Annotated in this window: 22 protein-coding genes; 9 read left to right on the top strand and 13 right to left on the bottom strand. The window is 39.2% G+C overall.

What is annotated here, in order from left to right; all coding sequences use genetic code 11:
- Positions 1-67: 67 nt before the first annotated feature.
- Positions 68-1,477 carry a MocR-like pyridoxine biosynthesis transcription factor PdxR gene (locus BMZ31_RS10595; protein WP_090831713.1) on the bottom strand — a complete coding sequence of 470 codons (1,410 nt, stop codon included), beginning with the start codon at positions 1,475-1,477 and terminating at the stop codon, positions 68-70.
- A gap of 103 nt (positions 1,478-1,580) precedes the next feature.
- On the opposite strand from BMZ31_RS10595, the gene BMZ31_RS10590 reads away from it, so the two are divergent.
- The 4 genes from BMZ31_RS10590 (at position 1,581) to BMZ31_RS10575 (ending at position 5,604) form a co-directional block, all read left to right on the top strand.
- Complete coding sequence (locus tag BMZ31_RS10590; protein WP_090831712.1) at positions 1,581-2,126, top strand: pyridoxamine 5'-phosphate oxidase family protein; 546 nt, start codon at positions 1,581-1,583, stop codon at positions 2,124-2,126.
- Positions 2,127-2,331: 205 nt separating this feature from the next.
- A complete protein-coding gene (locus BMZ31_RS10585; protein ID WP_254778738.1) occupies positions 2,332-3,207 on the top strand; it encodes a putative selenate ABC transporter substrate-binding protein in 876 nt (291 codons plus the stop codon).
- A gap of 12 nt (positions 3,208-3,219) precedes the next feature.
- A complete protein-coding gene (locus BMZ31_RS10580; RefSeq protein WP_090831710.1) occupies positions 3,220-3,972 on the top strand; it encodes a phosphonate ABC transporter ATP-binding protein in 753 nt (250 codons plus the stop codon).
- Complete coding sequence (locus BMZ31_RS10575) at positions 3,973-5,604, top strand: PhnE/PtxC family ABC transporter permease (protein WP_090831709.1); 1,632 nt, start codon at positions 3,973-3,975, stop codon at positions 5,602-5,604.
- 49 nt (positions 5,605-5,653) lie between these two features.
- On the opposite strand, the gene BMZ31_RS10570 is transcribed toward BMZ31_RS10575, so the two are convergent.
- Both BMZ31_RS10570 and BMZ31_RS10565 read right to left on the bottom strand, forming a co-directional pair.
- Positions 5,654-6,193 carry a GNAT family N-acetyltransferase gene (locus tag BMZ31_RS10570; protein WP_090831708.1) on the bottom strand — a complete coding sequence of 180 codons (540 nt, stop codon included), beginning with the start codon at positions 6,191-6,193 and terminating at the stop codon, positions 5,654-5,656.
- 16 nt (positions 6,194-6,209) lie between these two features.
- Entirely contained in the window at positions 6,210-7,067 is an 858-nt protein-coding gene (locus tag BMZ31_RS10565; protein WP_090831707.1) for an arginase family protein, read from the bottom strand.
- A 122-nt stretch (positions 7,068-7,189) separates the two neighbouring features.
- Here BMZ31_RS10565 and BMZ31_RS10560 point away from each other — a divergent pair, with 122 nt between their 5' ends.
- Entirely contained in the window at positions 7,190-7,864 is a 675-nt protein-coding gene (locus BMZ31_RS10560; protein ID WP_090831706.1) for a response regulator transcription factor, read from the top strand.
- Positions 7,861-8,826: a sensor histidine kinase gene (locus BMZ31_RS10555; RefSeq protein WP_090831705.1), complete on the top strand. Its 966-nt coding sequence runs from the start codon at positions 7,861-7,863 to the stop codon at positions 8,824-8,826. Before BMZ31_RS10560 ends, BMZ31_RS10555 begins: the two co-directional genes overlap by 4 nt.
- 54 nt (positions 8,827-8,880) lie before the next feature.
- Here the strand turns inward: BMZ31_RS10555 and BMZ31_RS10550 are convergent, their stop codons facing one another.
- The 3 genes from BMZ31_RS10550 to BMZ31_RS10540 form a co-directional block, all read right to left on the bottom strand.
- On the bottom strand, positions 8,881-10,974 hold the full coding sequence (locus BMZ31_RS10550; protein WP_090831704.1) for a peptidoglycan D,D-transpeptidase FtsI family protein: 2,094 nt from the start codon (positions 10,972-10,974) through the stop codon (positions 8,881-8,883).
- A 128-nt stretch (positions 10,975-11,102) separates the two neighbouring features.
- Positions 11,103-13,031 carry an FtsX-like permease family protein gene (locus BMZ31_RS10545; RefSeq protein ID WP_090831703.1) on the bottom strand — a complete coding sequence of 643 codons (1,929 nt, stop codon included), beginning with the start codon at positions 13,029-13,031 and terminating at the stop codon, positions 11,103-11,105.
- The gene (locus BMZ31_RS10540; RefSeq protein ID WP_090831702.1) at positions 13,018-13,785 is read right to left on the bottom strand and encodes an ABC transporter ATP-binding protein; all 768 of its coding nucleotides are present in this window, start codon (positions 13,783-13,785) and stop codon (positions 13,018-13,020) included. Before BMZ31_RS10540 ends, BMZ31_RS10545 begins: the two co-directional genes overlap by 14 nt.
- Positions 13,786-14,072: 287 nt before the next feature.
- Between BMZ31_RS10540 and BMZ31_RS10535 the strand changes: the two genes are divergently transcribed.
- A complete protein-coding gene (locus BMZ31_RS10535) occupies positions 14,073-15,239 on the top strand; it encodes an MFS transporter (RefSeq protein WP_090832005.1) in 1,167 nt (388 codons plus the stop codon).
- Positions 15,240-15,784: 545 nt separating this feature from the next.
- The gene (locus tag BMZ31_RS20330) at positions 15,785-15,940 is read left to right on the top strand and encodes a hypothetical protein (RefSeq protein ID WP_175478077.1); all 156 of its coding nucleotides are present in this window, start codon (positions 15,785-15,787) and stop codon (positions 15,938-15,940) included.
- 183 nt (positions 15,941-16,123) lie between these two features.
- On the opposite strand, the gene BMZ31_RS10530 is transcribed toward BMZ31_RS20330, so the two are convergent.
- The gene (locus BMZ31_RS10530; RefSeq protein ID WP_090831701.1) at positions 16,124-17,362 is read right to left on the bottom strand and encodes an MDR family MFS transporter; all 1,239 of its coding nucleotides are present in this window, start codon (positions 17,360-17,362) and stop codon (positions 16,124-16,126) included.
- Between the two features lie 397 nt (positions 17,363-17,759).
- On the opposite strand from BMZ31_RS10530, the gene BMZ31_RS10525 reads away from it, so the two are divergent.
- Positions 17,760-18,608 carry a DegV family protein gene (locus tag BMZ31_RS10525; RefSeq protein WP_090831700.1) on the top strand — a complete coding sequence of 283 codons (849 nt, stop codon included), beginning with the start codon at positions 17,760-17,762 and terminating at the stop codon, positions 18,606-18,608.
- A gap of 122 nt (positions 18,609-18,730) precedes the next feature.
- On the opposite strand, the gene BMZ31_RS10520 is transcribed toward BMZ31_RS10525, so the two are convergent.
- The 6 genes from BMZ31_RS10520 to BMZ31_RS10495 all read right to left on the bottom strand — a co-directional run bounded on the left by BMZ31_RS10520 (position 18,731) and on the right by BMZ31_RS10495 (position 25,563).
- The gene (locus BMZ31_RS10520) at positions 18,731-19,885 is read right to left on the bottom strand and encodes a homogentisate 1,2-dioxygenase (protein ID WP_090831699.1); all 1,155 of its coding nucleotides are present in this window, start codon (positions 19,883-19,885) and stop codon (positions 18,731-18,733) included.
- A gap of 9 nt (positions 19,886-19,894) precedes the next feature.
- On the bottom strand, positions 19,895-20,812 hold the full coding sequence (locus tag BMZ31_RS10515) for a fumarylacetoacetate hydrolase family protein (protein ID WP_090831698.1): 918 nt from the start codon (positions 20,810-20,812) through the stop codon (positions 19,895-19,897).
- A 36-nt stretch (positions 20,813-20,848) separates the two neighbouring features.
- Positions 20,849-21,472 carry a flavin reductase family protein gene (locus BMZ31_RS10510; protein ID WP_090831697.1) on the bottom strand — a complete coding sequence of 208 codons (624 nt, stop codon included), beginning with the start codon at positions 21,470-21,472 and terminating at the stop codon, positions 20,849-20,851.
- Between the two features lie 274 nt (positions 21,473-21,746).
- Positions 21,747-22,862, bottom strand: a complete 1,116-nt coding sequence (gene hppD / locus BMZ31_RS10505) for a 4-hydroxyphenylpyruvate dioxygenase (protein ID WP_090831696.1) — start codon at positions 22,860-22,862, stop codon at positions 21,747-21,749.
- Between the two features lie 34 nt (positions 22,863-22,896).
- Positions 22,897-24,339, bottom strand: coding sequence for a dihydrolipoyl dehydrogenase (lpdA, locus tag BMZ31_RS10500; RefSeq protein ID WP_090831695.1), 1,443 nt, complete (start codon positions 24,337-24,339; stop codon positions 22,897-22,899).
- A complete protein-coding gene (locus tag BMZ31_RS10495; protein WP_090831694.1) occupies positions 24,340-25,563 on the bottom strand; it encodes a dihydrolipoamide acetyltransferase family protein in 1,224 nt (407 codons plus the stop codon).
- Positions 25,564-25,574 lie beyond the last annotated feature (11 nt).

The following is a 25,574-nucleotide window of genomic DNA, read 5'->3' as shown; positions in this document are numbered from 1 at the left end:
AAGCCATTCAATGTCCCGCGGCAAGCAAAGTGCCTGGAGCGAAAATATACAGGCACATTTAACAGAGCTAATTATTTTTGTACTGAAGGTCATTCCATGACTGAGCCAGAGCTTTAATTCCCGACTCGATCTCCTCTAAACTTAAACCACCGAAACCAAGCATGATCATATTGTTCGTTTCAGTTTTCATCCAAAATTTATCTGTGTTATAGATGATGACGTTTTTCCTCCGTGCTTGTTTTGAGAATTCCTTATAATTCAAATGAGGGAATTCGAGTAATAGATGGAGTCCAGCCTTTTGTCCAATTACTTTGACATTACTGTCAAAATATTTATGTATGCTCTTGATGAGAATATCATGTTTATCGTGATAAACCTTACGCATCTTCCGGATGTGTCTATCAAAGTATCCTTTTTGCATAAAATGAAAGATGGCTTCTTGTATGATTGGTGAAACTGCTTGGTTATGGTGGGATAAATATTGTTCGTGTTTCTTTGTTAGTTCTGATGGCAAGACGACATAACTCATGCGTGCTGCAGGGAGAAATGCTTTGGAAAACGTCCCTGCATAGATAACGCGTGAATTTGTGTCTAGCGATTTTAGTGACGGTACCGGCTGTCCTTGGTAGCGGAATTCAGAATCGTAATCATCTTCAATGATATAACTGTCGGTCTCTAAAGCCCATTGTAATAATCGCATACGTTTCGTTATCGGAAGAATCATGCCAAGCGGAAATTGATGTGATGGCGTAACATAACAAACTTTTGCGTCGCTCTTCTCAAGTACTTCCATGTTTATTCCGTCATCATCTAAACTGACCGGATATATGTCACTCCCGAAGTTTTGAAAGATATTTCTAACCCCATCATAGCCTGGATTCTCAAAAGCGATTCTCTTTCCTCTTAAATCTAGTAATTGACCAATCATCGTCATCGATGATTGAGTTCCTGCACATAGGATAATGTCTTCATGTGAACATTGAACGCCACGTGATCTGAAAAGGTAATCAGCTATCTCCATCCGTAACCCTTCGTGTCCCTTTTTATTACCGTATGAAAAAGTGGATTGTTTGTAGTCGGTGAGCACTTCATTTACACACTTCTTCCACTGTTTATGCGGGAACTTATCAAGATCAATGTCGCCATATTGAAAGTCAATCATCTCACTACTCAAGTTTTCCTTTACTATTTTCACCTCTGTTTTGATTTTCTTCGGTTTTAAATCGTGGCCCTCCAAATCAGTGACAATGAATCCACTCTTTGGTTTGCTTTCAATATATCCCTCTGCTAATAGTTGCTGATAAGCAATTTCAACTGTGTTTCTGCTGATGTTTAAGCTTGTGGCAAGCTGCCTGATTGATGGTAATTTGCCTCCAGCCCCAAGGTTTCCTAATTCGATCTGATTCCGAAAATAAAGATATAGTTGATTGTAAATCGGCAAAGAATGCTGTCTATCAATAAGTGGTATGATGTCCATTGATCCTCCAACTGACCCCAATTAAAATGTGAAAACTGTCACTTTTGGTGAGTCCAAATGTATTTTAAGATGATTTTAACATGAATACTTAGGGGGATATATAGTGAAGAATCAGATTAGACAATCTAAATTGGAAGTAAACGATCAAACGAAGATTGAAACATTCTTAGCAAGTATGAAAACGGGTTATTTAGGCTTATCTGATGAAGGATCTCCATACGTAATTCCGCTTAATTTCGTTTATTACATGGGGGATATCTTCATTCATGGTGCATCGGAAGGACGTAAGGTGGATATCATTCGTGACAATCCTAGCGCATGTTTTACTGTAAGTGAAGATATGGGGACAATGACCAATCCCGTTCCGGCTAAAACAGATACAGCTTACATGAGTGTAATGCTATTCGGAGAGATTGAGTATATTTCAGACTTGGTTACAGCGACAGTCATTATGCAAAAAATGTTGGATAAATATGTTCCTGGCTATTATAACCAACCTTTGGCAAGCTCACATGTGGATAAATACAGGTCCTCATTAGGAAGTAAAACTGCAGTCTTTAGGTTGAAAACACTACATGTTTCAGCAAAGGAGAATCCAGTTCAAATGGGAGCGAAATTTTACAACGGTAAAAAGGTACATCACGACTGATGTTTCTAAAAGAATCCATATCCATTTAGTATGAATGTAAATGTAAGATTTGTTTCCCCATCCCCCTTCAGTATGCTGTAGGGGGATATTTTCTGTGGGTTGTTGCTTGCAAAAGTTATGGCTTTTATGAAAGAATTACTAAATGCGTGTATTTCATTTTTATTCGGTGAAATATATTTGTAAAAATACATATTTGGAGGCAATAATGATGAAAAAATGGATTATCGGCATACTTATGGCATTATTCCTTATTTCGATGACAGCCTGTTCACAAAAAGAGGAAGTTAAAAATAAAGAAACAAAGCAGGAAGTTTTGAAAATAGGAGCGATACCTGATCAAAACGCAGCTGATCTTAATCGAAGCATGGATAAAGTGGCTGAGTATCTTGCTAAGGAAACAGGAATGAAAGTCGAATTTGTTCCATCTGTTGATTATGCGGCTCTTGTAACTGCATTTGAACGAGGTGAGATTCATTTGGCGTGGTTTGGTGGATTGACAGGCGTGCAAGCGCACAATCTTGTTCCTGAAGCAGAAGCAATTGCTCAGAGACCACGGGATGCAGAATTTCATTCAGTTTTCATCGCGGCTAAGGATTCTGGAATTACAGAGTTGGAAGATTTAAAAGGTAAAACTTTCACGTTTGGAAGTGAAAGCTCTACATCAGGCCATTTGATGCCGCGTTTCTTTTTGAATGAAAAAGGAATCGATCCCAAAAAAGACTTCGAAGGTCAGCCGAATTTCTCAGGTTCACACGATACTACTTATAAACTGGTAGAGTCAGGTGCATTCCAAGCGGGTGCCTTAAATGAAGCAGTTTGGGAAGCGGCCGTTGCCGAAAAGAAAGTAGATACTTCAAAAGTAGATGTATTTTATACAACACCTGCTTATTATGATTATCACTGGATGATTAATAAAATAGACAAAGATACTAAATCCAGTGTCAAAAAAGCTCTATTAGAAATGGATAGTGAACAAAAGGAAATTCTTGATTTCTTCCAAACAGACAAATTCATTGAAACAAAAAATGAGAACTATAAAGCAATTGAAAAGGTCGCTAAAGAATTAGAGATCATTAAGTAGGAGCTAAAATTCATGTCTTCAGACTCTATGATTGATGTAAAACAAATAACAAAACACTTTGAGCGGAAGATAGCACTATCTTCCCTTTCTTTTACCCTTAAAAAGGGAGAAATGGTTGCCTTGATCGGACCGAGTGGAGCCGGAAAAACGACTCTATTGAATTCTCTAGCTGGTCTTGTTGACCTGGACACTGGCAGTTTGAAAATAGATGGGAAACAGATAAAAGAATATCGTAGCGGTAAAGAGTTCGCTAAAAAGGTTGGCGTGATACGGCAACAGTTTGACCTCGTTGGACAGCTAGCGGTCATTCATAATGTCTTAGCCGGCCGACTTTCTGATTGGGGATTTTTCAAATCAGTCTTCTCTCTCCTCGTTCCACAAGATAAGAAAATAGCGCATGATGCCTTGGAACGAGTCGGACTTGGTGACAAGTTATTTGAGCAAACCACTAATCTTTCAGGTGGAGAGCAGCAAAGGGTTGCCTTAGCTAGATTAATTGTACAAGGACCAGAAATTGTCTTAGCAGATGAACCTGTAGCGTCACTTGATCCTGCAAGGGCTGAGGATGTACTAAAGTTACTAACGAAACTTGCGCAAGAAGAACAGCAGACGCTCGTTGCAAGTCTTCATTCAGTTGAGTATGCCAAGAAGTATTTTACAAGAATCATTGCCTTACGGGATGGTAAAATTTTATTCGACCTCCCTTCTTCCGATGTCAATGATTCGCATTTGAAACAGCTCTATCTATTAAAGGAGACTGTTTAGATGGGCAGGGTCGGGAAAGTTTTTAATTTGCATAAACGCTCTATCCTGACGTTGATGCTGTTCTTAGTGTTTGTTTGGAGCCTGCTTTTTGTAAGATGGAATTCGAACCTGATTCATCCTGGTGGCAGTATGATGATAGGTGAAATTGTGGAAGGATTTTTTCATCCTAACCTTGAAAAGGACATTATCGCAATAGCATTTGAATCATCTTGGATAACACTCGCCTATGCCGCAGCAGGTATGACTTTTGCCATTGTATATGCTTTTATTGCTGGTGTACTTGCGTCAGGTGTATTGTTTTCAGGTAAGGTAGCCAACTACTCTTCAAGGATATTTTTCAGAGGAATCTTAGGTTTTACAAGAGCCATTCATGAACTTGTTTGGGCATGGTTATTTGTTGCAGCCATCGGTCTTTCCCCTTTTGCTGCTATCTTTGCTTTAGCCATCCCATACGGAGGCATTCTAGGAAGAGTTTTCGCAGACATGTTAAACGATGTTCCAACTGCGCCGATTTTAGCACTTAAGAATGCAGGAGCTTCAAGGCTGCAATGCTTGTTCTATGGCTATATCCCCCTCGTAAGAGCAGATATGATTAGTTATACGATGTATAGATTCGAATGCGCCATCCGCTCTTCTGCGATTATGAGTTTTGTCGGTTTGGGCGGTTTAGGCTATCAAATCCAATTATCGCTGGCTGATCTGAAGTATAATGAAGTTTGGACTTTTGTTTTCTTTTTGATTCTCCTCGTCCTTTTAGTGGATCTATGGAGTCTGTTGATTAGAAAGGGTTTAATGGAACAAAAAATACATATGAGGATTGGCAGAATTTCGGTTTGGTTCTCTGTGATAATCATGACTTTATCATGGTGGTATATTTACGTGTACGAATCGGCAAATCTCAGTGGATTGTTTACAGACCGCAACTTGCAATTTGCCCAGAAGTTTTTTACTGGATTGTTAGGGTTAAACGAGGAAAATCCAGCATTTACAAACCGGGAAAGCTGGGAGATGGCTCTTAATCTAACATTTGATACGCTTATCATGAGTATTATGGCAATAGGTATCGCTGCCCTCTTCTCCATCGTTACGGTCATTCCTGCGTCAAGAAATGTTGCTGATGGATCTCTTACCTCTTCGAAGCGGTGGTATAACTGGCCAATCTATGTGCTGATTCGAATTTCGTACGTTTTTTCAAGAGCAGTACCAGAGTTAGTATGGGCACTTCTGATTGTCTTTATCTTAAAACCAGGATTATTGCCCGGTGCTATCGCTCTTGCTCTCCATAATATTGGGATTTTAGGTAAGCTTTGGGCTGAAACCATTGAAAACATTGATGCTCGTCCGATTCGAAATCTTGCTTCCTCGGGAGCGTCGAAGTGGCAACAACTTTTTTACGGTGTGATCCCAGCCGTTATGCCAAAGTTTCTGACTTATCTCCTATATCGTTGGGAAGTGATTATGAGAACGACCATTGTGGTCGGTTTCGTAGGTGCGGGTGGTCTTGGATTACAGTTTAAACTTAGCATGAGCTTTTTCCATTATAGCGAAATCACGTTAATTCTTACTTGTTATCTTTTATTAGTTATCCTAGCTGATCTAATTTCGGAGACTGCTCGTAAAACGGTAAAGTAGCATGATATTGAAACAGCGCACCCCTATGAAGGTGTGCGCTGTTTCTTTTTTAATCCTGGAACCACTCTTCCTTCAAAACTCCCATTTTGATAGAATCATAGTATTCTCCATTATATTGCCTGCATTTTCGCATTCTACCTTCAAGAATCATTCCGAGCTTTTCAGCAGCCTTCATCATGCGATGATTGCCTGACCAAGTTGTAAGTCCAATACGATGGATAGGCATAACCTCAAAGAGATGATCTATCCACAATTTTAGTGCTTCCGTACCATACCCGCCACTCCAATACTCAGGTTCATATATCACTATTCCAACCTCAAGCCATTGTGAAGGCTCGTGCTCCCAGTAATATGAAACGATACCGATAATATGTCCATCAGCAATAATAACCATGCGGGGTTCAATATGATGCTTGATTTTATTGAGCATTTCCGTTTCGTAAGTCTCAAAATCCATATACTTTAAAGGAAAATAAGGTGCATCCCATTTTTTCCATTCAGGATTTTCTTGACCGTAAATAAACTCCCAAACGGTTCTTAAATCTTCTTTTTCAAGAAATCGAAGAGAAACTTTTTCTCCTTGGAGCATATAAACAACTCCCTTCTTAAGCTTGATTCATTTTAACGAGTGAAAGCAAATCTACAATCATTTTTGCGCTTTCACCGTTATCGTCCTTTTGCGCCGAAAATTCCGTTACTTCTATTCCCTTCACACGTGGGTCACTGAAGATGTTGTTGAACAGTTCCAATGCTTCATTACGATTAAGGCCCGTTTGGCTCGGCGAATAGGCAGAAGGCATAATGCTTTCGTGAAGTACATCTACATCAAGATGGACAAGGATTTTATTATCGGAGGGAATTGATGCCAAGTGACTTTTTATTTTTCCCACTATTCCTTCATGTTTCAATTCTGCCAATGGCAGGATATTGATTCCACAGTCGTTCTCACTTAAAGTGTGAGGACCTATGATAGAAATCGATTGTGGTGGAGTAGGTTCTTCTGTCCACCACACTTTCTTGTCTTGTGTTAGGAACCAAAGCCCCATACCTGCTGCTCCTATGCAAGCATCTCCACGAGGATGAACGGTATCGACATGTCCGTCTACAACGAGTAAATGACTATTTTCACCATATGTCTTTTTGAAGGCAGTAAACGTACCTACCTCAATACTGCAATCGCCGCCTAAAATCATTGTAAAAGCATCGTTTGAAAATAAGGTTTCTGTTTGATTTACGGTCGCTTCCCAGATCATTCTAGGTGAAGGCCAATTCCTTACAGGCCCAACATTGTGGCGTAGCATCTCATCGCTGGAAACAATGTTTCCGAAGTCTTCCACTTTCCACCCTGCTTCAACGAGTCTATCCATAAGACCTGCTTCTCTAATTGCATAAGGTGACCACTCAGTGCCTTTAAATAAAGCTCCCGCTGAACTGGGGATTCCGAATATATGTATCTTGTTCATTATCTTTTCCACTCCCTTCACTTCTCTACATTTCTATGATAAATAAACAAACATAAACTTACAAATATATTAAAATATAGTAAAATGTTGTTAAATATTTTAAAGTAAAGTGTTGTGAAATCATGTACAAAATAATGATTGTTGAAGATGATCCTAAAATCAGTAGCATTTTGTTTGATCATTTGAGCAAATGGGGATTTAACCCTCATATCACTCAAAACTATGAGAGGATTGCTGAAGAGTTTACGGTTATCAATCCCCACATCGTTTTACTGGATATCAATCTGCCCTTCTATGATGGATTTTACTGGTGCCAAAAAATTCGTCAGCAATCAAACGTGCCGATTGTTTTTATCTCATCACGATCGGAAAATATGGATATCGTCTTGGCCATGAATATGGGTGGAGATGACTACATTCAAAAACCGTTTTCCCTGGAAGTATTAATGGCGAAGGTAAATGCATTGTTAAGAAGGCAATATTCTTATAGATCTACTGAAAAAGACACTCTCGTTTGCAATAGTTTTGTGCTGAACTTGGATCGCAGCACCCTTTCTTTCGACTCAGGAGAAATAAATTTAACGAAAAATGAATTTCAAATTTTGTACATATTGTTTAAAAAGCAGGGTCAGATTGTATCCAGGGAGGAAATCATGCAAGCTTTGTGGCAGGATGAAAACTTCATCGATGACAATACCCTTACCGTTAACATTGCTCGACTTCGCCGCAAAATAACTGATAGTGGTTCAATTGATCCCATTACCACGAAAAAACGACAGGGGTATATGATTTCATGACATTCAAAGCATATGTATCTGATCAAAAAAGGCTCATTGCCATGTTTGTTTTTATGATGATTTTTGTGGGTACAACCATATTTTCTGATCCATACTTCGTTCTCGAAGATTCAAATATTGCATACCTCTTTATAGGTTGTACACTTATTTTCCTGCTCTACTTAATGATTTCTTTTAATGTAAAGAGAAATCAGCTCAAAAAGTTCTCTGAAAATATGACTTATGAAACGAACGAACAAAGAGTTTACTTTCATTGCATGATGGAGCAACAAGATGTCCTAAAAGAAAGAATTTTATTTTTTCAAGAGGAACAAAAAGAACAACTTGAATATATGACTACTTGGTTTCATGAAATAAAAAATCCGTTGGCTGTTTCAAAGTTGATTATTGAAACGAATGGGCAACCTACCTCCTTGCTTGAAGAGATCAATCGCATTGAGTCATATGTCGATCAAGCCTTGTATTTTTCTCGTTTAAGCGAATTTAATAAAGATTATTTGATACAGGAAATTTCAGTACCAAAAATCATTAAGGACCTACTGAAGGCAGAATCAAACCTATTCATTTCCAAAAAAATCACTCTCGTCTTTGATGCCAAGAAAATGAAAGTATTAAGTGATCAGAAAGCACTTAGCTATGTAATAAAGCAGATATTATTGAATTCCATAAAATACACAGACCAAAACGGAACAATCAAGATTTCATTATGTCCGGAGAACAAGTACATAAGCATTTGGGATAATGGGATAGGAATATCTTCTACAGACTTGCCGAGAGTGTTTGAAAAGGGGTTTACTGGAAAGAATGGACGTTTAACACGCGGTGCAACCGGAATGGGATTGTACCTGTCGAATAAAATGGCAGAAAAGTTGGGACATAAGATTTCGATTACCTCCGAGTATGGAGAATTTACTGAAGTACGTGTTCACTTCCCTGACCTGGAAAATTATTATTTACTATGAAACTACATAATGTCGCTTTAAAGTGAAAGAAGCATCGCTGAGGATGCTTCTTTCTTATTGTTGTGCCATTCTTTGTTTCTTTAATTCGAAGTAAGCATCCATGACCCTTCGACCGATTTCATAGTTCGCTGTGTGGCCACTTTCACCCTCGTATGCCCATGGAACCATAACAGACATGGCTACTTCAGGATTCTTAAATGGTGCATATCCAATCAAACTCAAATTCATCACGGGTGGTGGTTCTTTGTAATTCTTTCTTTCAGGCCCATCATAAAACGCCTGCGCTGTTCCAGTTTTTCCTGCTGGAGAATATAAAGCATTTCCAAATCTTCTGTATGCTGTCCCTCCTGGTGTTTGCATAACTTGGCGGAAACCTTCTTGCACGGTTTCAAGCCAACCTTCCTGCAATTCGATTCGATTCAAGATATTAGGCTTGAAGTCCTGAACAATTCTCCCGATTTCATTTGTCGCTGAAGCCGGTTCTCGTATTTCTTTCACAATTCTTGGTTGAACGCGATAACCATCATTCGCAATGGTCGAAACATACTGAGCTAACTGCATGGGGGTGTATGTATCGTATTGTCCAATGGATAAGTCCAATAATAAACCAGTTAATCTTGAAGGGCCTTTAAATCCAATTTGTTCATTTGGTAAATCAATACCAGTACGAATGCCGAGTCCGAACTGACTAAAAGAATCTCTGATAATATCAAATGCTTTCTTATTTATCGGTAACGGCTGATTATATTGATAATGTCCTTCACCAATTCGAATGGCCGTTTCAAACATATAGACGTTAGATGAAACACGAAGTGCGCCAATTGGATTAAGTGTACCTAAACGGTTGCTGTAGGAGCCCTTTTCAGGTGTATCCAATATCTTGATAGGCCTATCATGAAATTTAGTGTTGGTATTAATCACACCTGTTTTTAGTCCTGTAAGAATGGTAGCGCCCTTTACCGTAGATCCAACATTGTATGATGAAGAAATGGTACCTAATGCATAATCTTCGATTTCCATTTTTCCAGTTTCCTTATTCCTGACGATTTGTTTACCAGCCATTGTCAATACTTCCCCGGTTCGTGGATCCATTAACACGACGAAAGAGCGATCTAATAACTTTGTTCTGCCACCCTGCTTTACTCTTAACAATTCTTCTTCGATGATTTTCTCCACAGCAAGTTGGAGATCCATATCGATTGTTAGAACGAGATCGTTGCCGCTTTTACCTTCTGATACGACTTCAGTGGAAATCACTTTTCCGCCTTTATCTGTAATATTTTTAACCTTCTTTTTACTTCCATGAAGGACATCTTCATATTGCATTTCTATGTAACTCTTCCCCACTCTTTCATTAAGGCTATATCCTCTAGCTACATAGTAATCTAACTTTTCTTTTGGCAGTCCTTCGCTTGAATCAGTAACTTTTCCAAGGACTGTTTTAAGTGTTTTATCATAATGATAGGACCTTTCCCAGTCTGTCGTCGTATCAACTCCTGGCAGATATTCCAGGTTTTCACTCACTATTGCAAATTCCTCATCTGTAACATTTTCATTCTTAACAATTTGTGGAGTAAGGGCGTAACCACTACTAATAATGCTATAGATCGCAATGATTTCAAGGTCTTGATTTGTTAGTTCCCCAAGATCTGTTTCAGTTATTCTCTCAAGCTTGATTTTATAAACTTTCTGGTCAAATTTCTTTCCTTCAAGCTTCTTTTTCCATTCTTTTAATTCAGCCTTTGAAATTTTCGCTTCTGCTTTCTCAGGATTCAATAAAAGCCAATAGTCTTTTTTGTCTCGTTCTTGCACTTTATCTGCCTTAACTTCGATGAGAGTGGCAAGACGTTTTGCTATTTCAAGCATTTCACTTTGTTTGACTCCATAGTTGGTATATGTAATCGCATTCTTTGAAACATTTCCAACAATCACTTTCCCATTACGGTCATACATTTTGCCTCTTGGCACTGGGTAACTGACGATGATATCTTCTGTTCTTGCAACCTCACGCGCAAAATCCTCTCCTTGGACCATTTGGACAACCCCAAGTCTAACTACTAAAACTGAAAAAAGGAGAAAAACACAAAAGAATAATATATTGACACGAAGTGGTGTGTGCGGTTTCTTTTTCACCGGATTTGCGTTCATTCTCTATCCCCCTTAGAACTTTACAAAGTTTGCCATTTTAGTATAACATTTCTATCATTTTAATGGTTTGAAATTTTTCTCCATTGGAGTAATTTTTCGACTAAAAAAAAAACCCGCAGGTTGCGGGTTTAATTTCGTCTTTGTTGCAGTATTTTTAAATAATTTTGAACCGTCAATACATAATAACCGAAGTAGATAGCGACATAGGCGCAGACACTAGTTAAGAAAGGAATAGTTGCGCTCATACCTATAAAGTTAGAAAGTGCATTTATGAGTACAGCACTGTGCAAAATGGCAATCACTAAGGGCAACAAAAATACCAAAAGTATTTGGAGGCGAATGGATTTTCTTAAGTCTTTCGGTTTCATTCCCAACTTAGTCATGATGACGAATCGGTCTTGATCTGCGTTCGCTTCCGTTAGTTGTTTAAAAAAGATCATACTGCCTGTTGCCAGTAAAAATACTAGCCCTAGAAATCCTGAAAGGAAAATAAGTAGGCCATATGTTTCCTTTAACTTTTGATATCCATTAAAGAAATTTGAATAAAGATAAGGTTCTTCTGACAATGTCTTCTCAAGCATTCTAGCATCAATCTTTTCACTTAGAGATTCAGAGTCCTTTTGGTTCTTAATTTTAAAGAGAAACGCAGTTGATGCTGGAATTTCTTTTTCTACACTACTGTAGAAATCATTGCTCACAACAAGCGGAAAAAAATACTGACCTTGATTCAATAATGTAAAAGACTTATAAGCTTTTATCTTAAGATTCTCTCCATTATCGATTATTTTTACATTTTTATTAGTATATGGATCGGCATGGACATCCAAGTTTCCGTCGTAGAATGCAATGGCATCGTTATTGTCCAGTTTCAAATCCATATGAATATCTCTAGCATCGAGCATATTTTTAAATGTTTTTTCAGAAATAAGGATGGTTTGGAACCATTCAGGAACCCTTCCAATTTTTGAAACATCTGCCTTTACAGAAAGATACTCCATCTTTAATTCGTACAAAACTTTGTGCTGAGGATATGAATTAATTAAGTTTTTTATTTCATTCTTTGTTTCTTCATTTCCTTTGATTACATAACTCACCGGAAATTGTTCATCTGAAATCTTATTAGTTTGATAGTAAAGATTATACGATGTACTCATGGCAAATAATGTGAAAGTACTTAGTATTGTAATAATGGTTAGCATGACAACATTGCTCTTAATACGGTATAAAATTTGACTGATACTGATAAGATTGGAACCGCGATAATATGTTCCTTTTTCCTTCTTTAAAATCTGCAGGAAAAAAAGGACGGTCGTACTCAAAAAGAGATAAGTTCCTACGATTAGTGATATGACGCATACAAGGATTTTTGCTCCACCAGTTAAACCCAAGGCTGTTGCATCAGAGTCCAAAACTAGCCAATAACCTATGCTAATCAATAACACGCCTAACACGCTTTTTATTACTGAAGGAAATAGTACTCTCTCTCCTTTTCTATCAGCTTGAAATAATTCCGATAGGGAAAAACGATAGATTAATCGGTATGACTGTACGGAAGAGATGAGCGTTATGATAAGAAACAGTACTGACGTAAAAATAAGTGCCCGTAGCGAGAAACTTAAACCTACTATGACTTTTACTCCCATTAATTTCAAAATAATCATTGTGAACAACTTGGAAAGAAAGATACCCCCGATGATTCCAATAAAAAGAGCGATTGAACCTATAATCAAGTTTTCAAAGAATAGGAGTACGGCTATACGTTCCTTTGGCATCCCGAAGAGTGCATACAAGCCTATTTCTTTTTTGCGCTTTCTTGTAAAAAATGCGTTGGAATAGAAGATAAAGACTGCTGCAAATAAAATGAGGACAAACGACGCTGCATTTAAGGCAGACTCGACTTTATCTACTGTTCCAAGTGAATCTAAAAGATTTTGATTATATTGAAGTGATTTAAAAGTGAAAAAAATCAAAATGGAGATAATCATCGAATTTACGTAAAGGTAATAATCTTTCAGATTCTTTCTAATATTCTTCTTGGCAATGTCAGTTAAAGTCATGTTGCCCTCCCCCAAGGGTTGCAAGAATATCTAATATTTGTTGGAAAAATAGCTTCCTAGAAAGATCACCCTTATGAATTTCAGTGAAAATACTTCCATCCTTAATAAAAAGAATACGGCTACAAAAACTGGCTGCATATGAATCATGCGTAACCATCAAAATCGTAGAATGGTGTTCCTCGTTCAAATGAGACATTGTTTGCAAAAGCTGATAGGAAGATTTTGAATCAAGTGCACCTGTGGGTTCATCTGCAAAAATAATAGATGGATGATTAGCGATGGCTCTGCAGACTGCTGTTCGTTGTTGTTGCCCTCCAGAAATTTCATAAGGATATTTATTCATGATTGAAGTTAATTCAAACTGATTTGTGAGTTCTTCGATTCTTCTCTCGATAGCTTTTGCTGTAAAATTTGAAAACGCCATCGGCAGCAAAATATTTTCCTTGACGGTCAGAGTATCCAATAAATGATAATCTTGAAAAATAAATCCTAATTTATTTCTTCTAAAATCCGATAAATCATCTTCGTTCAAATTAGTAAACTCATGTCCATCTATTTCAATTGATCCGTTTGTAGGAGTATCAATGCTAGAAAGGATATTTAAAAGTGTGGATTTTCCAGACCCAGATGGCCCCATTATCCCAAGGAATTCCCCACGTTGAATTTGTAAATCAATCTCTTTAACCACTTTAAGTGAATTTGCTTTAGTTCCAAATGTTTTACTTAATGATTTGGCGCGTAATATAGCCGTCATGTTTTTCCCTCCAAAACCTGTTATCTCTGTACTTCCACTATAGTCAAAGAAGGAAAACCTTACCATAACATATCCTTACTATTTTGGTTTTTAAACTTACATTTTTGTCATGTTGAATTTTGTAGGTAATCCCTCTGATAAAATTGACACGTTTAATTGTGGTTGTGATATTATTACTATTTAGATGGCATTATCCTATATCTATCATTGATCACTTACATAATCGATAGTACAGTGTACCTGTCCATGAAACTTTCCTTTGAATTGTAATAAGAGGTGAATATTTGTTGAACACAAAAAAAGCTTTACCCGTTCTATTCTTAGTTATGTTCCTTGTAATGGTCGGATTTGGAATTATCATTCCCGTGCTACCTTTCTATGCGGAAAATATTGGCGCCAATCCAACCGAACTTGGACTCTTAATGGCTGTGTATTCCCTGATGCAGCTGATTTTTGCTCCAATGTGGGGTAGAATATCTGATCGAATTGGTCGTAAACCGGTTATTTTAATTGGTATTACAGGACTTGCACTTTCCTTTTTCTTAATGGCCATTTCGGATCAGTTATGGATGTTATTTGCGGCTCGAATTATTGGCGGCTTCCTTTCGTCAGCCAATATGCCGACAACGATGGCCTATGTAGCCGACATTACCACACCTGAAAATCGTGCCAAAGGAATGGGGATCATAGGTGCTTCCATTGGTCTAGGTTTTATCTTTGGACCAGCTATTGGTGGAGTTTTCTCAAAAACAAGCTTAAGCCTACCTTTTTATCTTGCTTGTGCCTCTTCTGTATTGACTATTTTCTTGGTGGCCTTTTTCTTGAAAGAATCCTTACTAAAAGAAAAACGCATACAAAAAGGATCTGAAAAAGAATCCCGCTGGCAAGCGTTTGGTGGTACAATCAGTATCTTGTTTTTCTTACAAATGTTCATTTCGTTATCGCTCTCTGGCCTCGAAGCAACATTTGCTTATTATGCTGCGAAAAAAGCTGGCCTTGATTCTGCTCATCTTGGGTATATTTTCATGATCATGGGCTTTGCTGGAGCGTTTGTACAAGGTGGTCTCGTTGGCAGGTTGACGAAGAGATTTGGTGAAGGAACGGTCATTCAAGGTGGAATCGTTGTTTCGGCAATTGGTTTCCTTTTGATTTTACTAGTAAAAGACTTTACGACAGCTGCTATCTTCCTAACGATTTTCGGAATTGGAAATGGTGTAATACGCCCGAGCGTCTCCGCACTACTCACGAAGACATCAACTGCTGGGCATGGGAGCACAACGGGATTGTTAAGTTCTTTTGACTCTCTAGGAAGAATCATTGGTCCCCCACTTGGCGGTTTATTATTTTCAATCGGAGCAGGCCTACCGTATGTATCCGGTGCGATACTCAGCATCATCGCTTTCATGTTGTTCCAAATGTACCGTGTGAAAATTCGAGCTCAAGTTCGTGTATGATAGATGGAAGAATCGCTGACCAAATGGTTGGCGATTTTTTTTGGTCTAGGAAATTTTAAAATAAATTAATGTGGATAACTTCCTACGTTTTTCTAATAATCCAGCTCCAGCGCCCAGCCAGTTTTCATCAATGAATATGCATCTTCGAATATCTTGCGGAAAGCATGATCTTTAGGTGATGATTGGAGCAGCTCGGGGTTGTTTCCTAAAGCCGAAACAACCTTAATTGTTTTCTAAAGCCAAAACAATTTTGGTCATAAGCCAAATCACTTCAGAAATCAGGACAAGGAACGCTTCGGCAGCATCATCATCGCACGAAGAAAAGGCGATAGCACAAGGAAAGCTTCCATGAATTCACATCGCACGAAATGATGCGATAGCATCATGAGGATTTTCGAGGATGAACTGCGTGTTTCGTCTTATGCCTGTCGGGGCTAAACACAAAGGAAAGCAACTTTGAAAAACATCGCAGGCACAAGTGCTCTTTACTTGCGCCTTTTGTTCCTTGGAAGATCGTCAGGGGTATTTCCGGGTATATAGGCTAAATGAGAAGGTTTATCGACGTGGTTTTTAGAAATATCGATATGAAAATCAAGGATATCAATATGATATTTGAATATATCGATGCCATTTTAAAAGATATCGACGAGTTGACAAATTCCGACATCTTCAATACTGATGGAGGTATTCGAGAAAAATGAAATTGATTAAAATGAAAAAGACGCCTGAATAATCAGGCGTCTTTGATGCGTTTGCGGCAAGGAACCGAACGGCCACATCCGTTCGTGCACGAAGGCGCGTCCCTTGTCTTATGCAAATTAGCTCATCGCTTAATCAATATAACATCGTTCTATCAAAAAGACAAGATGAATATATTGGGTTTTTTATTTTGAGACTGCTGCGTTTGTGTGATCAAGTGTCACAGTCTTGTTCATTCTCCATTGCACATATAGGAGAATCGGTGCTCCACATACTGAAAGCAATGCGAGAAGTCCGAACACAAGCATAGGTTTCTCATAGCCAAAACTGTCTAAAAGTAATCCTCCTATGGCCGGACCCAAAACATTCCCGAATTGCATAAAACCCATGGCACCAAAATAAGTCCCTCTCATCCCAGGCTTCGCAATTGTATCCATGAACATATCTGTCATCGTAAACATAAGTACTTCCCCAATAGTAAAAATCACCATCATGATCATCCACATGGGAGCTGTATCACTTATTCCCATTCCAAGTAAGCTAACGACTGTAACGATATTTCCTATTACGATGGAAATGAGCGGTGAATATTTTTTTCCGATTTTTAAAAGAGGATACTGTAAAGTGATAACTACAATTGCATTTAAAGCCATCAAGATTGAAAATAATTTAGCCCCGTCTTCAATTTTAGAGGTGTTTGATAAGAACTGTGGAAGCGTGGAACTGAATTGGGCATAACCAGCCACAACCAGAATGAGTCCAATAATGGACCATAATAATATTCGGTCATTCTTCGTGATAAGGAACGCTTCTTTAACGGTCACTCGCTTCTTAGGATCTTGCACATTATTGGAAACATAAGTCGAATTTTTAAATGTAAGTATCAAGGATATTCCGTAAATGGCATACACTGCTGCTGCAATGAAAAATGGAAATGTCGTCTTCGAGGACCCAAGGTAATATCCTAGGATGGGTCCGAAAATAACCCCTATGTTAATCGCTGTATAACGTAGGTTAAAAATACTGAGCCTATTCTCTTTTTTCGTCAAGTCTGCTAATAAAGCTCGTGACGTGGGTTCAAAAATGGATTTACAAAAACCATTCATGGCATTCACAACGAAAAATCCGGCAACGGTTTGAACAGTACCGAACCCAATAAACACAGCTGTCCACATGAAAATAGAAATATAAAGGATGATTTTTCTACCAAATCGGTCAGATAAGTAACCGCCGAAAAAGCTTGTTCCAATACCAACAAGTGAGCTAATGGCTATAATCAATCCTGTTTGCGAAGGCGAGACTCCCTTCACATTGGTGAGATAAATGGCGAGAAACGGAATGCTCATACTCGTCGCCATCCGACCGAACAAGGTTCCGATAAGGACATTCCATATCAACGGGTGAATCTGTTTCATATTTTTCATATTAATCTCCTGAACAATTAAGAATTATCAGCTTATTTTACCCCTAAATAATGGAACTGGCAAATCGGATTTTTTCTTTGAAATGCAAAATTGTCATGAAAAAGTCGAATTTTCAACGTTTACATTTTAGAATTTAAGAGTTTTAGTTCAAATGAGAAAAAATTAGGATATAATGAAGTGGTTTGCTTTAGGCACTTTTCGTAAACTTTGTTGTAATTGGAATAAGAAAAAGCCGGCTTTAGGGCATTTTCATAATTCGCCCCGCGGAAAGCGAGCATCCTGTAGCGGAAATCAACAGGTTGGTTTAACAGAGCCTTGTTTAAAACAAGTAGGACGTGTAAATATAAGAAAATAACCGTTTCCGGAAATACAAACTATTGTAAAGGAATTACCATACATGCTTAAAAAGAAAATCGCCTGGATTACAGATAGTACTGCTTACGTTACAGAAGAATTAAAAAATAATCCTGATGTCTACGTGATGCCTCTCGAAATCATCTTTGGTAGTGAAGCCTTTGAGGATGGAATCGATTTATCGACAGACGAGCTTTATTCTAGAATTAGAAAAGAAAAAGAAATCCCAAAAACCTCACAGCCTGCATCAGGCAAGTTCTTAAACCTTTTTGAAAAACTGAAGCAAGAGTATGAAGGTGCTATTGCCATCCACGTTTCTTCAAAGCTTAGCGGCACACTTTCGAGCTGTAAGACTGGTGCTGAAATGGCCGAATTTAAGCTTGAAACTGTCGATTCCAAATCTATGTCCTATGCCATTACAACTCTCCTAAATAAAGGGATCGAACTGGCGAATGAAGGCAATGAACTGGAAGGAATTGCGGAATATTTACGCAAAGAAGCTGATCGCTCACAAAACTATATTTTATTAGGCAATCTTGAGCAATTTTATAAAGGTGGCAGAATGAGCGGCACACAATTCTTGCTTGGCAGTATTTTAAAAATAAAGCCGGTCATTCGAATTCATCAGGGTGAGTTCGAACTTTATGAAAAGGTGCGCTCGGAAAAGAAAGCATTCAATCGTTTGGTTGAGCTTTTTGATGAAGCCTATCAAAAGAATGAAGTAAAGGAAATCCAAATCATGCACGGGAATGTTATTGATAAAGCAAAAGAAATGGAAGCCTTATTTAAAACAGCTTATCCGGAAATTAAGGTTGTCATCGGCGAAATTAGTTCGACGATTGCTGTTCACGCTGGCGAAGGTACACTGGCGATTATTTGGCACAATCTATAAGAACAAAAGGCGCTGGAGCTGGATTATTAGAAAATGGTAGAAAGTTATCCACATTGTTTTATTTTATAATTTCATAGACTAGCACAAAACAAGAGCTCGAGATTCTTCCCGAGCTCTTTGTCTTATTCATTCCAAGTGAACATGTATTGATTGTCTTCAATCTTCCCTGCACTTTTGACTATTTTCAGAGGATGGAAAGTGTCGATCATGACAGCAAGTTCTAAAGTCTCTTTCTTGCCGATGCTTGCTTCCGTTTTGCCAGGATGTGGTCCATGAGGAATGCCACTAGGATGCAAAGTGATTGAACCCTCGTGAACCCCTTTCCTGCTCATAAAGTTGCCTTCCACATAATAGAGCAGTTCATCGGAATTAACGTTGCTGTGATAATATGGCGCTGGAATGGCCTCTGGATGATAGTCGTACAGTCTTGGTACAAATGAGCAAACCACGAAGTTATGTCCTTCAAATGTTTGATGGACTGGAGGCGGCTGGTGAATCCTCCCAGTAATTGGTTCGAAATCGCTGATATTGAATGCCCATGGATAAAGGTATCCATCCCAACCAACAACATCGAGAGGATGATGTCCAAGGACATGGGAGTGAATGTGACCGCGAGATTTCGTTAAAACTTCGAATTCCCCTTTTTCATCAAAAACCTCTAGCTTTTCTGGACCGCGAATATCCCTTTCACAAAATGGGCTATGTTCAAGAAGTTGACCATATTCATTTCTATAGCGGCGCGGAGTTGTAATCTGACTGAAAGATTCAATGAAAAGAATCTTCGTTGCAACATCCTGATTAGGTAGTACACGATATATCGTACCAATCGGCAGGATTACATAATCTCCTGGCTTATAGGTAATGCTGCCGAACATCGTCTCAATCTTTCCAGAGCCATGGTGAATGAACAACATTTCATCGCCATCACCATTACGATAATAGCTTTTCATTGCTTCTGTCACATTCGCAGTACCAATCAGTAAATCGCTATTTCCAAGCAGGTACTCCCTACTAGCTAGTGCATCGCCTTTTTTAGCAATTTTATTTGTAAGGAAGTGTCTATGCATTAACGGAGATTGATCTTCGTATTGCGGTAGATAGGAACCAACGAGTTCCGCTTTTCTTACCTCAGTTGGCATATAGTGGTGATAAAGAATGGATTGAGTTCCGGAAAAGCCCCTCGTTCCCATTACCTGTTCACGGTATAAGCTGCCATCTTCTTTTTTGAACATCGTGTGCCGCTTGCGCGGGATGTCTCCAAGTTGTTTATAATACATACTTTCACCTCATACAATGCGATTTCTTAAAACACCAAGTTTCTCTATTTCCAATTCGACTTCATCCCCTGGTTGCAGCCAGCGATGAATATCTTCACCAAGTTCAAGGATGCACCCTGTTCCAACCGTTCCTGAACCAATAAGTTCTCCAGGATAAAGGGTGACATCAGCAGAAGCCCTGGCAATCATTTCAGCAAAGGAATAATGCAAATCGCTCATGTTCCCGACCGAAAGAAGCTGACCGTTAACGCGAGCTGTCATTTTCAAATCGAATCCTTTATCTTTTTGAAACGAATCGAGTTCATCTTTCGTTAAGATATAGGGGCCAATCGACGTGGAGAAGTCCTTCCCTTTGGCTGGACCGAGTCCAACCTTCATTTCTTGCCGTTGTAAGTCGCGGGCGCTCCAATCGTTTAAGATGCAGTATCCAAATATATGACGTTCTGCATCAGCAACTTGAATATCCCTGCCTTTCTTTCCAATGACACATCCAACTTCCAATTCATAATCTAGCCATTCACATTGGTCTGGCCTCTTAATCTCTTCTTCTGTTCCTTTAATGGCAAGATGATTGGAAAAATAAAAGACAGGAATTTCGTACCATTCTGGGATCATTTCCAATCCCCGGTTCGCACGAGCCGTTTTGACATGCTGCTCAAAAGCATAAAAGTCTCTGAAACTCTTAGGAAATGGTAAAGGTGCAAGTAGTGTGACCTTCTCTAATGGATAAACACCTTTCATGGAGATTCCTTCTGCTTCAAGTTCAGTGATCTTTGTTAAATAAACGTCGTTATGCTCAAGGAAAGCAAGCATATTTTCTGGCAACTCACCTTTACTTGCTTCGTGCATATCTACGGCATAATGCGTGTTGTGTATCCAGCCGGCTCTTACATCGCCGTTTTCTTTTTGAAAAGTAATAAGTTTCATTCAATCACCTTGGCTTATTTTGTATTTTCCGAAGGATTAATCACTCGTTTGAGTTTTCCGAACCAATTCAAACATAGCGTCCAATGGCTTTGTAAAGGAATGGCCAGCCATCCGTCCAATTGGGTTTAGACCTTCCGTCAGAATCCGTCCGCTATCATAGAGGTCATCGTGGACATGGAAATGAACGACTTTTCCAATGACGAGACTTCCCGAACCAGCTTTGTCTCCGAAATGAAGCACTTGGTAAAGTTCACACTCAATATGAACAAGCGATTCTGCAATTCTTGGTGCACGTACCTTCATACTAGGGAGTTTCGTAAGACCGGCCTTTTCAAACTCATCCACTTCTGGCTTGAACTCCGGTGCGCACTCGTTCATTTGCTCTAAGATCGATTCACTGACGATATTAATCACGAATTCTTTCGTTTTTTCAATATTAACGAGAGTATCCTTTTTGGCACCATCTGTTCCCCTGCGCATCGGCGAAAAACAAACGAGCATGGGGTCGGCACAAATGGCGGTAAAAAAACTGAATGGTGCTGCATTTGCTATTGCCTTTTCATCAATGGTAGAAACAAATGCAATCGGTCTTGGTAAAATCGATCCGACCAGTAGTTTGTAGGCATCTTGCCATGGAAGTGAAGCTGGGCTGATATCCATTCTCCTTCACCTTCCTTTCTTAAATAGTTTCTGTTTTCGTATTGATTGTTGTTGACGAATTATTCAGCCAATCGTATTACGATTAGCTTCGGGTCTCTTTTCGAAATGTTCTTGAACCTATATTCGAATGAATCGTAAAATTCCAGAAGACGATTTTCACTTTTGTATGTGAAAGCAACAAAGTCTACGAAAAGAGCCTAAATATTGAAAAGGGAGAAAATATCCCCCTTTGTGTTCTTGAAATGATTTATTTAAACCTTAAAGACAAGCTATCTTATAAATTCCCTCGTCTTTCTTGTTCGCGTTCAATGGATTCAAAGAGTGCCTTGAAGTTTCCTTCTCCAAATCCGCGTGCACCTTTGCGTTGGATTACCTCAATAAATAGTGTCGGACGATCGACGATTGGTTTTGTGAAGATTTGTAATAAGTATCCCTCGTCGTCACGATCCACGAGGATGTTTAACTCTTGTAATTTTGCAATCTCTTCATCTATCTTTCCGACACGCTCACTTAGAGCTTCATAGTATGAGCTTGGAGTCGATAAGAATTCTACTCCGTTTTTGCGAAGCGTAGTAACGGTAGAGATGATATCTTCCGTAAGGATTGCAAGGTGCTGTACTCCAGGGCCATTATAGAACTCAAGGTATTCTTGAATTTGTGATTTGCGTTTTCCTAGCGCAGGTTCGTTGATCGGGAATTTGATTCTGCCGCCATTGTGCATCACCTTTGACATGAGTGCAGAGTATTCTGTCGTAATATCTTTATCGGTGAAATGCTTCATTTCAGTAAAGCCCATTACGTTGGCATAATAGTTGACCCATTCTTCCATTCTCTCAACATTCCCAACGACATGATCGACGGCAATGAAACCTGCATCTTCTACTGGTAAGCTCATTTCATGCTTTTGGAAACCTGGAATAAAGATCCCTTTGTAATCTTTACGCTCGATAAGTGTATGGATCGTGTCACCGTAAGTTCCGATTACCGCCTTCTTAACAGTGCCGTGCTCATCTTTTAGTTCGATTGGAGGCATAATGGCAATTGCTCCACGTTCAACAGCTCCGTTATAAGCTTTTTCGACGTCTTTGACAGTGAGGGCAATATCCTTCACTCCATCACCATGTTTTTTTACAAAAGTTGAAACTCTGCTATCTTCTACTAAGGAACCAGTGATAACCAGACGGATTTTTCGTTGTTGTAAAACATAGGATACAGTCTCACGGTTACCTGTTTCTAGTCCGGAATAAGCCACAGGCTTAAAACCGAAGGAAGTACAGAAAAAGTGACATGCCTGCTTTGCGTTTCCTGTATAAATCTCCAAATAATCAACTTCTTGTACCGGAAAAATCTCCTCGACTGTTTTGTTTGATTCTAAAGCTTTTTCTTGCATGATAATTCCTCCCTTTTATATGTCAAATTCCTAATTATCTATGATTCATTATTTCGCGTAATTTAGCCGGGGCAACATGTATGGCTTTGCCATTTAAATGTTCGGCTGCTTCAAGTAAGGATTCATTAATGCTTGGGTGTGGATAGAGCGGAAAGGTCATATCTTCAATACGTGCACATAATTCCATGGCCAATGTTCCACTTGTAATCAATTCAATGGCTCCTTCTCCCATCATGTGAATCCCAAGAATGAGTTCCGTTTCGGCATCGGCAACGATTTTTACAAAGCCTTCCCTTTTGCCCATAAGACTCGCATATCCATTTGCCGTAAGCGAAAATTGTCCAGTAAGCACTTTGTGCCCATGTTCTATCGCCGCTTCTTCGGTCAGACCGACACTCGCAATTGGTGGGACGGTATGAACAACTCGTGGTAGAAAGGTAAGATCAAACTCACTCATTTCACCGCAAAGTGACTCTGCGGCCACCTTACTTTGCTTAATCGCTTTGACGGCAAGCGATGGACCATGGGTGATATCCCCGATTGCAGCGATGTGAGAAAGTATAGTCCTGCATTGCTGGTCAATGATGACAAATCCATTCTCATCGGTATTGATTCCAATCCTGTCAATTCCAAGGTCGTCTGTGTTTGGCTTCATTTTGGCTGAGAAAAATAAATGAGTGGCATCTAGTAATCTCTCTTCGCCATTGACAACGTACTTCACAGCGATCCCAGTAGATGAATTGTGTGAAACGGACAAGATTTCTGCACTCTTCACGAGTTGGATTTTATTTTTTTTCAATAACCTCTTAATCTCTCGGTTCAAGGAAGAATCGAAGGAGAAATCGTCTTTTTCTGGTAGCATGACAGTTACATAAGAACCGAAGATTCTATAGCTTATCGCCATTTCTAGAGAGAGTGCGTCATCCCCGTAAATTACGAGATGATCTGGTATCTCACTTAAATTGGCTATATGCCAACTGTCCAAGATTCGTATGTTGTCTATTTTTATAGCAGGATGGCTGATGGGTGATCCACCAGTAGCAATGACGGCATTTTTAAACTGGTAGATTTCATAACTATTCGTCTGCTCTACGCCAATCCTGTTTTCAGAGAGGAAAAACGCATTTCCATATATGATTTCGATTTTGTTCGCTTTACACAGGGCTTTAATGCCATCCACAAGTCTGTTGATGACATTTTCCTTCTGCATAAGACGTTTCTCATGATTGACACGTAGTGCTTCCTGCTCGAAACCAAATTCTTCGTATTTTTGCAAGTCAGTCCAAGCGCTTGCGGCTCTTGTAAGGTGTTTGGACGGAATGCAGCCTTTGTTAAGGCATATTCCCCCTAGCCGATCCCTTTCGATTAGAGTGACCGTTCGACCTAGTTGTGCCGCCCTGATGGCCGCCGAATACCCCCCAGGCCCACCCCCGATGACAATGAAGTCATGTTCATGTGCCATTTCACCAACGACCATTTATATCAACTCCAATAAAAGGCTATTCGGATTGCTTATTAATTGACTGAAGCGGTTCGTAAAGCGTACCGCTGTGGCTCCATCAACCACTCGATGATCAAAAGACATCGACAAATTCATCATCGAACGAATGATAATTTCATCGTTATCAGTTACAACAGGCATCTTCCTTGTTTTATGGAAGGATACAAGCGCGACTTGTGGATGCTGGATAATGGGTGTTGCACCAATACTGCCTCCAAGTGGGCCGACATTGCTGATGGTAAAAGTACCGCCACTCAAATCTTTTACGTTAAGTTGATTTTCAAGGGCTCTATTTGTGAGTTCCTTCATCTCCGAATGGATACTTAGTAATGACTTCTTCTCGATATTTCGTAAAACGGGAACGACTAAACCATCTTCACAGTCGACGGCGATCCCGATGTTATGTTCGGCAAGAAGTTCAATCTCTTCTTCTTCCTCAAATAAGCGAGCATTAAAAATCGGAAAGTCCTTCAAGCAAATCGATAGTGCTTTGATAAAAAAGGCTGTTGCGGAAACGTCTCGGTCAAAACTTTTCCAACCTTTACGGATATCAATTAGTTCAGTAACATCTACTTCTTCGAAATGGGTACAATGCGGTATCGTATAAACAGATTTTTGCATAGCTTTTGCAATCTGTTTTCTGCGTCCCCTAAAAGGCACTTTATTAGAGCTCGATGGCAATTTATTTTCCTTCGGTACATTTACGACCTTATCTTCGCTTAATGGAACAGGTTCAGCCTTTCTTATCGCAGGCATTGAAATTATTGGTTTGTTAGTAGCCGAATCCTTTTGAATGAAACGATAAACATCTTCATCCGTAATTCTTCCTGCTGGACCGCTTCCTTCGATCATTTCAATTTTAATGAAATTGTCTCTGGCAATTTTTCGCGTGTAAGGTGATGCAATTATCCTATGCGTTGTGGAATTGGCAATCATTACTTGGGTAGCTTCAGTTTTTTTCAGACCTTCTACTGTCTCTAAAATAAGCAAAGTAGTGCCAACTTTTACAGTAGAACCTGGTTTAACCCTAAACTCTTTCACAATTCCTGCGCATGGAGAGGGTATTTCTGCGGTCATCTTATCCGTAATGACTTCGACGAGAGGATCATCGGCTTTCACCCGATCTCCTGGTTTGACAAGGAAACAACTGATGTCAGCTTCCGTCATCCCTTCGCCGATGTCATGCAGTTTCACTTCCATTTTCTCCACTC

Origin of the sequence: Bacillus sp. cl95 (genome assembly GCF_900115925.1) — a bacterium.
Lineage (GTDB): Bacteria > Bacillota > Bacilli > Bacillales > Cytobacillaceae > Neobacillus_A.
Note: the sequence above shows the minus strand (reverse complement) of the source record. Positions and strands in the feature narration are given on the sequence as shown.